Annotated in this window: 12 protein-coding genes; 6 read left to right on the top strand and 6 right to left on the bottom strand. The window is 68.5% G+C overall.

What is annotated here, in order from left to right:
* Positions 1-3 precede the first annotated feature (3 nt).
* The gene (locus tag BUC15_RS12430; protein ID WP_073188773.1) at positions 4-1,896 is read right to left on the bottom strand and encodes a heavy metal translocating P-type ATPase; all 1,893 of its coding nucleotides are present in this window, start codon (positions 1,894-1,896) and stop codon (positions 4-6) included.
* A gap of 284 nt (positions 1,897-2,180) precedes the next feature.
* Between BUC15_RS12430 and BUC15_RS12425 the strand changes: the two genes are divergently transcribed.
* The 6 genes from BUC15_RS12425 (at position 2,181) to BUC15_RS12400 (ending at position 10,822) form a co-directional block, all read left to right on the top strand.
* Entirely contained in the window at positions 2,181-3,350 is a 1,170-nt protein-coding gene (locus tag BUC15_RS12425) for a cytochrome P450 (RefSeq protein ID WP_073188771.1), read from the top strand.
* Between the two features lie 82 nt (positions 3,351-3,432).
* Complete coding sequence (locus tag BUC15_RS12420; RefSeq protein WP_073188769.1) at positions 3,433-4,590, top strand: AAA family ATPase; 1,158 nt, start codon at positions 3,433-3,435, stop codon at positions 4,588-4,590.
* Between the two features lie 266 nt (positions 4,591-4,856).
* The gene (locus tag BUC15_RS20460; protein WP_217652223.1) at positions 4,857-5,162 is read left to right on the top strand and encodes a hypothetical protein; all 306 of its coding nucleotides are present in this window, start codon (positions 4,857-4,859) and stop codon (positions 5,160-5,162) included.
* A gap of 32 nt (positions 5,163-5,194) precedes the next feature.
* Entirely contained in the window at positions 5,195-6,670 is a 1,476-nt protein-coding gene (locus BUC15_RS12410) for a DUF3375 domain-containing protein (RefSeq protein ID WP_073188764.1), read from the top strand.
* The gene (locus tag BUC15_RS12405; protein ID WP_084189567.1) at positions 6,663-7,478 is read left to right on the top strand and encodes a DUF4194 domain-containing protein; all 816 of its coding nucleotides are present in this window, start codon (positions 6,663-6,665) and stop codon (positions 7,476-7,478) included. The genes BUC15_RS12410 and BUC15_RS12405 overlap by 8 nt, the downstream gene beginning before the upstream one ends.
* A 2-nt stretch (positions 7,479-7,480) precedes the next feature.
* Positions 7,481-10,822, top strand: a complete 3,342-nt coding sequence (locus BUC15_RS12400; RefSeq protein ID WP_245787974.1) for an ATP-binding protein — start codon at positions 7,481-7,483, stop codon at positions 10,820-10,822.
* Between the two features lie 167 nt (positions 10,823-10,989).
* Here BUC15_RS12400 and BUC15_RS12395 read toward each other — a convergent pair whose 3' ends face one another.
* From BUC15_RS12395 to BUC15_RS12375, 5 genes are all read right to left on the bottom strand, one after another.
* Positions 10,990-11,418, bottom strand: coding sequence for a type II toxin-antitoxin system VapC family toxin (locus BUC15_RS12395; RefSeq protein WP_073188759.1), 429 nt, complete (start codon positions 11,416-11,418; stop codon positions 10,990-10,992).
* On the bottom strand, positions 11,415-11,654 hold the full coding sequence (locus BUC15_RS12390; RefSeq protein WP_073188757.1) for a CopG family transcriptional regulator: 240 nt from the start codon (positions 11,652-11,654) through the stop codon (positions 11,415-11,417). The genes BUC15_RS12395 and BUC15_RS12390 overlap by 4 nt, the downstream gene beginning before the upstream one ends.
* A gap of 150 nt (positions 11,655-11,804) precedes the next feature.
* Positions 11,805-12,455: an aspartate/glutamate racemase family protein gene (locus BUC15_RS12385; protein WP_073188755.1), complete on the bottom strand. Its 651-nt coding sequence runs from the start codon at positions 12,453-12,455 to the stop codon at positions 11,805-11,807.
* A gap of 258 nt (positions 12,456-12,713) precedes the next feature.
* Positions 12,714-13,709 (bottom strand): inositol 2-dehydrogenase, encoded by a 996-nt coding sequence (gene iolG, locus BUC15_RS12380; RefSeq protein ID WP_073188753.1) that lies wholly within the window; start codon positions 13,707-13,709, stop codon positions 12,714-12,716.
* 23 nt (positions 13,710-13,732) lie between these two features.
* A partial coding sequence (locus BUC15_RS12375; RefSeq protein WP_073188750.1) for a transaldolase family protein occupies positions 13,733-14,511 on the bottom strand: 779 nt, incomplete at its 5' end.

Genomic DNA, 14,511 nt, shown 5'->3' with positions numbered 1-14,511 from the left:
TTCTCAGGCCGCGATCGCCGAGGCCTGAGGCGCATTCGCCCGCTGGATGGCGGCCGACGTAGTGTCCTTCCTACCGGTGGCCGCCCGCAGCGCCCACAGGATCGCGACCACGTCGACCGCCTCCTGCATCCACGCCCCCGCTATGGCCGGCAACAGCCCGAACGCGGCGACCAGCATCAGAGCCGTGCTGAGCCCGATGCCGACCCAGATGCTCTGCAACGCGACGGTGACCGTCTCGCGCCCGACAGCCAGGGCCTTCGCGACGCGCGAGATGTCGTCCTGAAGGATGACGACGTCTGCGGATTCACTCGCAGCGGTCGATCCGCGGGCCCCCATCGCGATGCCGACGTCGGCTGCGGCCAGGACGGGGGCGTCGTTGACGCCGTCGCCGACCATGACGACGGGGCGCTCCGAGAGAGCGGACACCGCATGGACCTTGTCGACCGGCAGGCAGTTGGCCCGAACGTCGTCGATGCCGAGGGAGGCCGCGACGTGTTCGGCCGTGACCTGGTCGTCGCCGGTGAGCATCACGATCTTGCCGATGCCCTGGGCGCGTAGGTCGTCGACCGTTGCGCGGGCGTTCTTGCGAACCTCGTCGCGGAACACCAGCATGCCCGCGTAGGCGCTGTCGACGGCGACGTGGACGCCGAGCTCACCGGCCTCCAGCGCCGGCCGGTCGACCTGCGTGCCCACGGCCCCCGAGATGAAGGATCGCTTTCCGACCAGGACGGTGCGACCGTCGATCCGAGCGGTGACCCCGTTGGCGGTGGACTCCTCGGCCTCTGTCGACCCCGACAGTGAGAGCCCCCGGCCCGTTGCCGCGGTGATGACGGCGCCCGCCAGCACGTGGGACGAGGACTGCTCGGCCGACGCCGCGAGCCGGAGCACCTCGTCGGCGTCGACGGAGCCAACCGCCCGAACACCGACCAGGCTCGGCTCACCCCGGGTCAGGGTGCCGGTCTTGTCGAACGCGAACGAGCGGGCGCGGTAGAGCTTCTCCAGGGTGGCGCTGCTCTTGACGATCGCGCCTTCGCGGGCCGAACGGCTCATGCCCGCCATGAAGGCGACCGGTGCCGCGATGATCAGGGGACAGGGGGTGGCCACCACGAGGACCTCGGCGAACCGCACCGGGTCGCCCGAGATGAACCAGGCGACTCCGGCGATCAGGAGCGCGACGGCGGTGAACGGCAGCGCGATGCGGTCGGCTAGGCGCACCATCGGTGAGGTGCTGGCCGCGGCGGCCTCGACCAGGTCGACGATCTGCTGGTACTGGCTGTCCTTCGCGGCCCGCGTCACCTCCAATGTGACGGCCACCGACCCGTTCACACCTCCGGAGAGGACCTCCTCCCCGGCCGACCTTTCGACGGGGAGGCTCTCGCCGGTCAGCGACGACTCATCGAACACCCCGAACCCGGTCAGCAGCACGCCGTCGACCGGCACCACCTCGTGTGCCCGGACCAGGACTGTGTCGCCCGGCGCCACCGCCTCGATCGGCACCTCCTCTGTGGACCCATCCGGCAACACCCGATGCCCGGACTGGGGGGCTCGCGACAGCAGCGCAGTCAGGTCGCGCTTGGCCCGGTTGGCCGCGTACTCCTCTAATGCCTCACCTCCGGTGAGCATCAGCACGATCACGAGCGCCGCCCAGTACTCACCGACGAGCACGGCGGAGACGATGGCCGTCACCGCGAGGATGTCGACGCCGAAGGTGCCCTGGCGCAGCTCCCGCACCATCGTCACGGCCGACCTGCCCGCCATCAGCAGGGCGAACCCGCCGAGCAGCCAGGTGCTGAGCGCGCTCCAGGACGAGGTGAGAAGGAGCCCGGCGACCGCGGCCACGGCCAGCGTCGCCACCACGAACGGGTATTTGCGGATCGCAGCGAGCACCTTGTCCATACCCTCAGGTATAGCCCGAAACACTCGTCGAAACCAGCCAGGATAGGCACGCCTCACAGGTGGCGACAGGGTGTCGAACCAGCCTTTGACAAGCGGTTCCGAGTCATTCGGCCCATGCGGGAGCACCCTCTTGGCTACCACTGGCGGTGCGGGTGACCATACTGCCGCGAGAGGGCAACTTCTTGGGAGAAAGCGGCCCATGATCCGGTTTCGACACGCCTGCTCGCTGGTGCTCGTGGGCGGCTCAACCAACAGCGAGGCCCGAACCTCGTATTGTCGAGTTCATGACAGAGACCAGGCCAGATGACATCGATCCGCATGCCGAAGCCGGCACCCAGCCGGACCTGCGCGTCATGCTCGACGCGCAGCGCGAGACCTGCCCCGTCGTGCGGGGGGCCGACGGTTCCGTGGCCCTGCTGGGGCACGCCGACGTACGGGCCGCGGCGCTGGACGCCGAGCTGTTCTCCAGCGCGGTTTCTGCGCACCGCGCCCTGCCCAACAGCCTCGACGGCGAAGAGCACCGCGCCTACCGCAGGCTGATCGACGCCTACCTGACGGCCGAGGAGGTCGAGGCGCAGGAGCCACAGTGCCGAGCACACGCCGCAGCCATCGTCGATGCGTTGCCACGCGGTGCGACGGTGCGCACGGTGCTCGACATCGGCACCCCCTACGCGGTGCGGGTACAGGCGACCTGGCTCGGCTGGCCATCCGAGATCGAGCAGGAACTGGTCGACTGGGTCGCCGAGAACCGTGAGGCCTCCCGCTCGGGCGACAGGCAGCGCCTGGCCGCTGTCGCCGAATCGTTCGACGCGATCATCACACGTCTACTCGAGGCCCGCCGCGACGGCAGCATCGACGACGTGACCGCCCGGCTGATGCGCGACAAGGTCGACGGCGTACCCCTGCGTCACGAGGAGATCGTCTCCATCCTGCGGAACTGGACGGCGGGCGACCTCGGGTCGCTGGCCGCCTCCGTCGGCGTCATCGTGCATCACCTGGCCACCGATACGGCACTGCAGAGCTATCTCAGGCAACTGGTTGCGGCCGACCGAGTGCAGGACTTCGAGGACGCAATCGAGGAGATCCTGCGGATCGACGACCCGTTCGTCTCCAACCGTCGGGTCACGACCCGCGACACCACGATCGGAGGGGAGGAGGTCGCGGCGGGCACCAGGGTCGTGCTGAACTGGACGGCCGCGAACCGCGACCCGCAGGTCTTCCCGGAACCCGACGCGTTCAACCCTGTCCACCATGCCGACGCCAACCTGGTGTTCGGCATTGGACCCCACATCTGCCCAGGCCGGGCGCTGACGCTGATGGAGTTGCGTGTCCTCGTCTGGGAGCTGCTGGCCGGGACCGGCGAGATCGGGATGTCCGAGGAGCGCGGTCCGGTCCGGGAACTCCCACCGGTCAGCGGTTGGGCGAAGGTGCCGATCGTGCTCGACCCCCGCTGACGGTGGCGGGCAAGACTGCCCGCACCGTCTGACGGTCATTCACACCTCCGGCAGAATGGTGGATAGCAACGAGGAGCAAACCGTGAGAATCACACATGTGGGTGCCAGCAACTGGCGAAACTTCAAGACGCTGGACTTCCCCGTCGATGCCCGGTTGTTCATCGTCGGCCCCAATGCCTCAGGGAAGTCGAACCTCCTTGACCTGTTCAGGTTCATGGGGGAGGTTGCCTCGACGGGTGGGGGGTTGGCGGCGGCGCTTGAGCGACGTGGAGGGTTGACCAAGGTCAGGAGCCTGTTTGCCCGCAACCATCGGAAGGGTCGCCTCGAGATAGACCTTCGCTTGGAAGATGGCTCCGACACCTGGCGCTATTTTCTGTCTGTCCGCAACGAGAAGGGCGGACGCAACCGCCCGGTCGTCGACCAGGAGATCGTCGAACGAAACGGTGAGACGCTGATCGCCCGCCCTGATGCGCAGGACGAGGCGGACCCGGAACGTCTGACGCAGACGCACCTTGAGCAGATCGCAGCCAACCAACCTTTTCGGGCGATCGCTGACTACTTCACCAAGGTCCGGTACTTCCACCTTGTGCCGCAGGTCATTCGGGACCCAGGGCGGGTTGTCTCGGGAGATCCCTTCGGAAGCGATTTCATCGCACAGATGAACGCGATGCCCGCACGCACACAGGGTGCCTGGTTCAGGCGGATGCAGGACGCGCTCCGGGCGGCGGTTCCGGAGTTCGAGTCCCTGAAGCTCGAGGTCGACCCAGCCGGGCGCCCACACCTGGTGGCCGGCTACCGGAACTGGCGTGAGAACCCGGCGCGACAGAATGAAGCCGACTTCTCAGATGGCACGCTGCGGCTCATCGGGCTGCTCTGGACGGTGGTGAGCACCCCCGCCAACGGTGGTGTCCTCCTCCTCGAGGAGCCGGAACTCTCGTTGAACTCGGCGATAGTCCGAGCCCTCCCGACGGTACTCGCGACCGCGCAGCGCGATCAGAACATGCAGGTGATGCTCTCTACGCATGCCCCGGAGCTCTTGGATGACGAGGGCGTCCTACCCCGCGAAATCCTCGTCCTCTCCGTCACAAGAGATGGAACAGTGGCGCGGCAACTCTCGTGCATCGAAGAGGTCGCCGACCAGATTGAAGCGGGTCTGCCCACCTCCGAGATTCTCAGCGGTCTGATCTCACCGGAGGATCTCTCAGGGCTGGTCGCTGTGGGGCAGGGCAGACGCAGGTGATATACGTCGCCGTCGAAGGGGAATCCGACCGGGGCGCCGCTACCGCGGTGGTTGCCGCGGCTGGTCACGTCGTCGCCCGGGTGTATGTGTCTGGAGGCAAGTCGAAACTCGATCCGTCGGTCGCAAAATATCTGAGGGCCGCACAACGGTCGTCCTGGGTGGTATTTCGCGACTCGGACGGTCAGTGCCCAGTTGAACTGAAGCAGAAACTGCTGCCAGCGGCCCGAGGATCGAGTCCGAGGTTCACCCTGCGAATCGCACATACGATGACCGAAGCTTGGCTGCTCGCCGATCGTCGCGGCTTTGCCAGCTACTTCGGGGTGCGCGAGGAAAAGGTGCCCATCGACCCGGAGGCTTTGAACCACGCCAAGCGTGCCCTTCTGCTCCTCTGCGCTCAGTCTGCACCACGCGCCGTCCGGCGTGATGTCGTTACCGCAGACGGACTGACCGGTCCGCTCTACGTGAGCCGTCTGAATGACTTCGCGACGAACCATTGGGACGTAGCGCGGGCGGCTGAGAACAGCCCAAGTCTTGCCCGTGCGATCGCCGCGATCCGGCTACTGCCCGCGTGAGCCTCCGCCCACGGGGCACTACGCTGTATCCGATGTCCAACACGCGCGCCGAGGCCGCCTACCGGCGTTCCGCCGCGGCCTTCAGGAACCCGATGCTCGGCCTGCTCCACGGCCGATACGCCCCCTTCGTCGTCGCCTCGCTTTCGCTGGTGTTCACCGCGGATCGTCCGACGGTGGCCGTCTCCGACGCGCACGCGGAGGTCGCCGGGATCATCGACGAGCTGCGCACCGAAGGCTACGACGACGGCGAGCGCCGGATACCGTCGGGCACCGCCCGTGAGATCTGTCGGTACTGGGTCAAGGTTGGCTGGCTCGTCCCGCAGCTCGAAGACGACGCCGAGGTCTACCGGCTCTCCGCCCAGGCGGTGGGGGCCCTGGAGGTCGCCGGGCGTGCGGGCGGAGGTCGTAGCCGCGTCTCCCAGTCGAGGGTGCGGACCCTGCTCGACTCCGTCGACCGGCTCAGCGTCGACGCCGACGACGATCCCGGGGCGAGGATAGCCCGGCTCCGTGCCGAACGTGACGCGTTGGACGCCGAGATCGCCAGGCTCGAGGGCGGAGGTGGGGTCGAGCCGGTCAACGAACAACAGCTGCTCGAAGAGGCCGAGCACGTCATCCACCTGGCCCGGGAACTGCCCGCCGACTTCTCCCGAGTCGCCGAGTCCATCAAGCAGATGCAGCGCGACGTCGTCGGCGACCTGCGCCGCGACGTGCGGCCCACCGGCGACGTGCTGCACGAGTACCTCCAACGCGGCCAGCACGTCATGCACGCCACCCCGGAGGGGCGGGCCTTCGCCGGCGCGCTGCACCTGATCGGCGAACCGGAATACATCGACCGGCTCTCCGGTCGGCTCTTCGACCTCACATCGAAGCCGTTCGCCCGGCTCCTCGACGCCGGCCAGCGTGCCGACCTGCGAGCCATCGCCCGCCGCGTCGAACTGGGCGTCGATGAGGTGCTGACGGCGCAACGGCGCGCATCGCACGTGATCACCACCCAGGTCCGTACGCACGACCCGATCCGCGACCGCCAGGTCGACGACCTGCTCCGAGACGTCATGGCCGGCCTCCAGACGTGGATGCAGACCTCGCGTCCGGGCGACCGGATCGACCCGCTGCGCAGCTTCCCCGTCGCCGACGTCGGAAACCTGCGCCAGAGCCTCAGCGACGTCCGCCCACCAGGCGCGCCCGAACCGCTGACCGGCCGCGACGTTGACGTCGACTACCTGGACGACGAAGACCGGTCGTGGGGCGGCCCGCACTACGCGGAACTGGAACGCCACCTCGCCACGCTCGGCGACACCTTCGACCTCGGCGCGGCCTTCGAAGGCGGGCAGAGCGACTCCCGCCGCCCGGTCGACCTCCTCGGCCTGTTGGAGATCGCGCACCGAAACGGCATGACCGAAGGCGATGAGGTCACCGTCGTCGAGGCGACGCGCCCCGACGGCACCAGCCGCCGGTTCGCCTTCGGCTCCGTCACCGCCCGCACCACCAGGGAGCAGCCACATGACTGACGACGTCACCGGCTTCATCGCGCCGGTCGCCATGGAAAACGACCTCGGCCAGCTCTTCCCTGGCGACCGCGGCGTCCTAGACCACGACGTCCGCCGCGTCCTCGTGCGCCTGTTGCAGCGACGCTTCCTCCTGAAGGAGCGCAGCGGCGACGACTGGAGGGTGTTGCTGGACAACCAGCAGGTCATCGAATCCCGCCTAGGCGACCTGTTCGTGCGGCTCGAGGTAGACCACGAGCGTGGGGTCGCCTACAAGTCGCAGGTCCGCTCCGACGAACTGGAGGTGCCGATCCTGCTGCGCGACGACGCCTACACCCGGGCCGAGACGCTCGTGCTGGTGCATCTGCGCACCCTCTTCCAGAGGGAGAGCAGCACCGGTGAGCAGTCGGCGCGCGTCGACGTCGAGGAGATCGAGCAGACGGTGCTGACCTACTTCGCCGAATCCGACGGCGACACCGCCCGCCGCCAGAAGGCCATCCGCGGGGCGCTGGCCAGGCTACGCAACGAGGGCATCGTGGAGGAGGAGTCCGAGGGCCGCTACCGGATTAGCCCGATCATCGAGATCGTGCTCAGCTCCGAACGGCTCCGCGAACTGGCCGCCTGGCTGCGCGACAACGCCGGTGGCCGCGTCGGTGACGCCGAAGACGACCCCGACGGTGACGAACTCGGCGAGGTCGACGAGTCCGAGTTCGATTCCGGCCCGCCGACCACGCAAGGGCCCCCGGACGACGATGCGGTCCAGGAGCGGGACGAAGGCCCCGATCCCGAGACCCAGCCCATGCTGGGCGATGTTGAAGGAGCGACGCCGTGACCATGCTCGACACCCTCTTCGGGCTGATCCCAGCGAACTCCCGCATGCAGCAGTGGGTCGCAGAGGACCTCCAACTGGTCAACTGGGGCGGCTACGACGGCCACCACCGCATCCGGTTCTCCCCGACGGCGACGCTGCTTTGCGGCGGCTCCGGCTCCGGCAAGTCGACCCTGATGGACGCCTACATCGCCTTGATGATGCCGCACACCACCCCGTTCAACGGGGCGTCAAACGGCGCCGTCACCGGCCGCCCCCGCGGGCAGGAGCAGCGCAACATCGTCTCCTACGGCCGCGGCAAGCTCGACGAGTCCCGTGACGCCGACGGCGCCACCCGGATGCGGGTCCTGCGAGGCGACGGCGCTGACACGTGGACGGCCGTCGCGATGACCTGGGCCGACCAGGACGGTGCCCGGTTCACGGCGGTGCGCGCCTGGTACATCCCTTCGTCGGCCCGAGTCCTCGATGACACCGTCCGCATCCGAGGCACGTCCGAGGGCGACTTCGACCTTAGGCGCCTCGAACCGGCCGCGGGTCAGCGGCTCGTCGACTCCGCCGTCCGGGGCGCCGGTGTCGAGACCGTCGGCACCGACCGCGAGTTTTCCTCCAGGTTGCACACGGCCCTGGGGATCGGGGCAGCCGGCGCCGGGTCCAAGGCGATGAGCCTGCTTGCCCGTATCCAGGCCGGTCAGCAGATCACCACGGTCGACGACCTCTACAAGAAGATGGTGCTCGAGGAGCCGGAGACGATGGCCACCGCCGACGCCGTCGTCGCACACTTCGACGGGCTCGACGGCACCCGCAACCGGATGCTGACGGCGCGCCAACAGGTCCGGGCGCTGGAGCCGATCCGTGGAATCCGCACGCGGATCGGGGCGGCCGCGGCCCGGATGCGCCTGATCGACGCCGTCGGCAACTTCGCCGACCCGGACTCGCTGGCGTCCCTGTGGCAGGCCAGCCGTCGACAGGACCTTCTGCACGCCGTCGAGACAGAGTTGCGCGCCCGCAAACTGGGGGCCGACCAGGCCGTCCGCGAGAGGCAGGAGATTGCCAAGGCCGCCGAGGCGGAACGCGACGCGCTCTCGGAGGTGCTGCGTACCTCCGGCGGCGACCGTCTCGACACCGCGCAGCGGGAACTGCGTGACGTCGAACGTCGCACCGCGGAGGTCGAGCGGCAGCGGGCCCGGCTTGAGGAAGCCCTGCGTTCCATCGACACCGAGGTGAGGACGGCGAGGCAGTTCGCCGCGCTGGCGGAGAAGGCGCGCCTCGCGCTGGTCGATGGGGATTCGAGGTCGTCGGCCCGCGACGCCTACGCGGAGGCCAGAGCGGCCCGCTCCGCGATCGAGAAGGAGATCGCCGGGCTCGAGGCCGAGCGTCGCCAGGCAGAGGATCGCAGCGGCAACATCCCGGCCCCTCTCCACGAGTCCCGCGAGCAGTTGGCCCGGGCCGCCGGGCTGGAGGTCGAGGAGCTGCCGTTCGTCGGTGAACTGGTCGAGGTGCGCACCGAGTACGAGCCATGGCGTGAGGCCTTCAACCTGGCCCTCGGAGGATTCGCGACCACGCTGCTGATCGACTCAGACAATGTGGCTCGGTTCCGCACCGCGATCAACGCTGTCCGCACCCCCGTCCGGCTGCGCTACGAGGGCATCGCCGTCGGGCAGCCGATGTCGCAGCCGCGCGACGACCGCACGCTGCCTGGGCGTCTCGACTACCGAGCCACCGGGTTCACCGGCTGGCTGCAAGAGCGGTTGGTCGACCGGTTCAACTTCTTCTGCGTCACCGCGCCCGAAGAGCTCAGGGGCCACTCGACGGCGTTGACGATCAGCGGGCAGATGTCGCAGGGGAACCGGGGCGCGCACGGCGGCCACGGCCGCGCAAACGTGCTCGGTTTCTCCAACCAGCACGGCCTCCGCGACCTCGCGGCAAGGATCGACGACGCCCGCCGTCGGCTGGTCGACGCCATCGAAACCCTCGAGGCGGCCGTCGTCACCCTTGACGGGCTCGACGCGCGCGACGCCGCCTACCGCGTGATCGTCGACCTCACCTGGGAGCAGGTCGACGTCGAGGCGTTGGAGGCGGAGAAGCGGCGGTGGCTGGGAGTCATCGAAGAGGTGACCACCGGTAGCCCGACCATCGCGCGCATCCAGCAACAGATCGCGAAGACCTCTGACAAGGTGACGGGGCTGCGGGAGGACATCGGTCGGGCAAAGCATGAACGTGACCGGATAGCCGCTCGGTGGGGTGAGGTGATGGAGGCGGTCGACGCCGTCGACGAGATCCTCGAGGCCGCAGGCGATGCAGGCATCCGCCTGACAGACGAGCAGGCCGGCTACCTCGACCGGCAGTTCGAGGTGCCCGACGGTGAACGCGACGCCTCCCCGTCGGAGGAGTTGCGCCGCTTCGACGCGGCACTGGAGAACGCGGCGGGTCGGCTGGCCGCCGACCAGCGCGCCGCGCGGGACAGCCTGGTCGAGCAGCGCGAGACGCTGCGCCGGACCCTCACCACATTCCTGGATCGCTGGCCCAACCCGAATCTGCTCCCCGACCCGGACGCCTCCCTGGCCGACTTCGAGCGCATCCTGGCCGACCTGGAGGCCAGCGGTCTGCACGAGCTGGAGGCCGAATGGCGCGATTCGTTGCTCAGCCTCTCGGGCAACGATCTGACCAATCTCGACTCGACGCTCAGCAGGTCGCTGCGGGAGATCCGGGAGCGGATCGAGCCGATCAACCTGATCATGCAGGACCTGCCGTTCTACGACGATGAGCACCGCTTGCAGATCGCCACCCGCGAGAACCAGTCGGCCGTCAGGGCCAGGTTCCGCCGCGAACTGCGCGACGTGCGCGGCCTGATCGAGGCGGCCGGGACCGAGGAGGAACGCGAGCTGGCCTACACGAGGATGTCGAGGCTGATCGACCGGATCCGTCGTGGTGCGCCCGACTTCGCCGACCTGATCGACGTGCGCAACCATGTCCGCGTCAGCGCCGAACGGATCGGGGCGACGACGAAGCGGCACGTCGCGCTCTACGACCACATCGGGGAGAAGTCGGGTGGCGAATCACAGGAGTTGATCGCGTTCATCGTCGGGGCCGCTCTGCGTTACCAGCTCGGTGACGCCGGTGCCGAGCGTCCCCGCTACGCGCCGGTGTTCCTGGATGAGGCGCTGATCAAGGCCGACGCCCATTTCACGGCCCGCGCGATCGGGGCTTGGCGGGGTCTGGGTTTCCAGTTGATCATCGGCGCGCCGAACGACAAGTACAGCGCGATCGAGCCGCACGTCGACGTCGAGTACGACATCTTGAAAGACACCAGGGGCCGGTCGTGGGCCAGGCCGAAGGTCGCACTTTAGGGGGAGGTGCCTGCATTCAGGAAGGCGGCGCTCCCGAGGGTGAACCTGCCGACGGTGATGTCTTGCGACCGCGCTGCCCGGTGTCCTGATGGCGAGGGAGAGCAACGGCCCACGAGTTCGTCTCATACCTTGGCCGACACTGGAGGTTGCTACCTGAGCCGAGTGAATCAGCGGCGGGCGGGGTTGATCCAGTGGAGGCCGGGGAATCGGGCGAAGTCGCTGTCGAAGGAGCAGATGCTGGTGCCGTATTCGATGGCGAGCGCAGCGAGGTGGGCGTCGGTGACGAGGTTCCCGCGCAGGTCGCCGTCGATCAGGAGTCGGCCGAGGATGTCGCGGTGGCGGCCTCCCGGGGTGGGTACCCAGGCCTGGTCGGCGTCGAGCCAGTCGGTGATGTAGCTCCACGCATCCGCCGGGGTCAGGGGATTCACGGTCACGCGGGGGTGGGTGATGATGCGCTGGAACGCCATCAGGGACACCCAGGGCAGCCCGACGCGTTCGACGCCGTTCATCGCCTCTTCCAGCCAGGTCCGTGCGGTGGTGTGGAAGTGGGACTGGTCATCTACGGCGTAGAGCAGGACGTTGGCGTCGACGATCACTGGGCGTCCCCGGCGTCGTGCTGATCGAGTAGCTCGAGGGTGTCGGCGATGTCGGTGACGTCGACTTTCAGCCTGACGCTGGCTGTTCGCTGCCGGAAGTACACGGGCTCCTGCTTCTTCGCCAGGCCCGCCCGGGCGAGTTCGTTGACGGCCTCACCCAGACCGATGTGACGCTCCTTGCGTAAGCGTTCTGCCGCTGCCGCGACCTCGGGGTCGAGTCGTACCGTTGTCCTCATACCAACAGATTAGCGCCACAGATGTTGATAGGTGCGCATCAGTGATGCGAGGGTCGGGGCAGGTGAGTGGTTCCAGGCGTGGGTGTCCCAGACACGCTGTGCCGCTCGTGGGCTAGGCCGAAGGTCGCACTGCCGGGCTGAGTCGTCGGGTCACCGAGTGGCCAGCGGAAGGGTGTGGCGCACGGCGGCCAGCGCCACATCGAGGGCCGCCTCGAGAGGCTCCACCACCTCCACCTCGACCAGCCCCCAGATCGCCTCGGCCGTGCGCGACATGCTCGCGCTACCCAGCACGACGCTGCGGGCACCGGCGGCCGCCAGCCGGTTCACCTCGGCGGCCAGTAGGCCCGCGGAGTCGGCCTGGTAGTCGACCCGACTCGCCGACTGCACCGCGACCAGGTGCTCCGCGAAGCCGTAGCGCGTCGCCTGTGCCTTGGCGCGCGCGGGGGGCTGATGGTGGGGGCAGAGGATTCCCCAGTCGATCGCGCAGGCCCTCCTCATCGAGGCCCAGCCGACGCCGATCACCGGTTCCGGAACCAGCGCCCAGCCCTCAGCGAGGCCTGGGTCGCTGGGGGACGCGACGATCATCGCGTCGAACCCGTCGGCCTCCAGACGGCGCGCCCGTTCCCAGACCATGCCCGCGACGGCCTCGACCTGTCGATCGGTCTCCAGCCGCTCGGGGGCACCGGCGATGCGTTCGGTTTCGACCAGGCATTTGGTGCGCCGCGACCAGGCCGCCGCGGCCTCGACTAGGGCGGTGGTCGTCAACCTCGACGAGGTGGGGTTGAGGGAGAGGATGCGCATGGGCTAGGCGGTGCGTCGGCCGACGGGGATCAGGCCAGGCGCCGCATGGCGTCTCATGCCCGTACACCGGGGCGCCTGGCTCGGCGGGTTGGGGGTCGAGGTGCGCATGGCAACTCCTCGGGTTCGGCGGATCCTGGTCCCACGAGCCAACCACGCCGGTGGACGGCATGGGTTACGCCACCTTTACGATCCAGTAACGCGGCAACGCAGAAGGGCCGAGGCATCTGCCCCGACCCTTCCGCCTTTGATCGGCGGTTGTCAGCCGTCGAGCCGGACCGTCCGTCCGCTGTGGGCCGACTCCCCGGCAGCCTGGGCGACGACCAGCGCTGCCACGCCGTCGGCGACCGTCGGCGTCACCTCGGTGCCGTTGTTGATCGCGTCGATGAACGCCGTCAACTCGTTGCGGTACGCGTCCGCGTAGCGCTCCAAGAAGAAGTCGAGGTACGGCTGCTGCGTGCCAGAGGCATCCTTGGTGTTGACCGAGAGGGTGGTCGGTCGCCAGTTGTCCATGATCGCGGAACCGGTGGACCCGTGTACCTCGAGGCGCTGGTCGTAGCCGGTCACACAGCGGCGGTTGTTGGTGATGGACGCGACTGCCCCGTTCTTGCCGCGCAGCACGACGACGGCGGCGTCGAAGTCGCCGGTTTCCGCCAATTCGGGGAGCACGTTCTGACCGAAGGCGCTGACCTCCACGATGTCGCCGATGAAGAAGCGGGCCTCGTCGAAGTCGTGGATCGTCATGTCCTTGAAGATGCCTCCCGAGACGGCGATGTAGGACGCGGGCGGCGGGGCCGAGTCGCGCGAGACGATCGTCACCTGCTCGATCGTGCCCAACTCACCGGCGTCGGCCAACTCCTTGGCGCGTCGGATCGACGGGTCGTAGCGGCGCTGAAACCCCACCATCACGGGCGGGTGCTCGAACGTCTCCAGCTCTGCCTCCAGGGCACGGGCCGACTCGACATCGCTAGCGACCGGCTTCTCGACCAGGACGGCCTTGCCCGCGCGGGTCGCGCCCAGCACCTGCGGTGCGTGCAGCGGGGTCGGGGAACCGATGATGACGGCGTCGACGTCAGGGTCGGCGAACAGGTCGTCGGCGTCCTTGTAGGCCTTGGCCCCATGGAGCGCGGCCAGGTCCTCGGCGGCGGTCCCGATGGGATCGCAGACGGCGACCAGGTCGGCCTGTGGGTGGGAGGCCACAGCGGAGGCATGGATCTTGCCGATCCGGCCTGCGCCGATGACTGCTACTCGAAGCATTGAGGCGGTTCTCCTAGCGGCGATCAGGGGGCGGGGATGAGGATGTCGCGAACGAGCGCGTCGAGTTGGGCGTCGGCGTCGAGGAACTGGCGCAGCGTCTTCGCCGTCGGTCCGAACGTCTCGAACTCCTCAACGGTCATGCCGTCGACATCGTAGGCCCTCAAGAAGTCGGGAATCCGGCTCAGCTGGTCGAGGTACTCCTGGCGCACCGGCACCGAGATGCGGTCGACGACCTCGTAGTCGGAGGCGTTGATGATCTGCTGCCACTTGAACGGTGGGGAGACGACGAGGTCGCCGCCGACGAGTTCGGACCATTGCAGGACGTTGCGGAACGCGGCGGAGAGGACGCGGGAACGGAAGCCCCGCTCCTGGAAGATCTGGTAGGCCTTCTTCGCGCTGGCCACACCCGCCCACTCGAGAGCGGAGGGGTCGATGAAGAGCTTGTCGCGGGCCACGACGTGCTTGAGCCAGTCGTCGAGCCGGCCGACCATGATGGTCACGACCGGGCCCATCTGCGAGATGTCGTGGCCCTCGGCGGCCCGGCGGTCGAGGCCGCGCTCAATCGCCTCGGCGGCGCGTACGGCCTGCGGGACCGAGAACGAGACGGTCACGTTGATGCTCACGCCGCGGTAGGTGGCGTCCTCGATGGCTTCGATGCCGACCTTGGTGGCCGGGATCTTGACGACGATGTTGTCGGCGAGGCCGTGAAACTCGACGGCCTGGTCGGCCAGGGCCTTCGCGTCGCGGTGGAAGCGGGGATCGGTCTGCACGGAGAGACGGCCGTTTCGTCCGTTGTGCTCAT

Source organism: Tessaracoccus bendigoensis DSM 12906, from assembly GCF_900141915.1.
GTDB lineage: Bacteria > Actinomycetota > Actinomycetes > Propionibacteriales > Propionibacteriaceae > Arachnia > Arachnia bendigoensis.
This window is presented reverse-complemented; position numbering and strand designations above follow the sequence as displayed.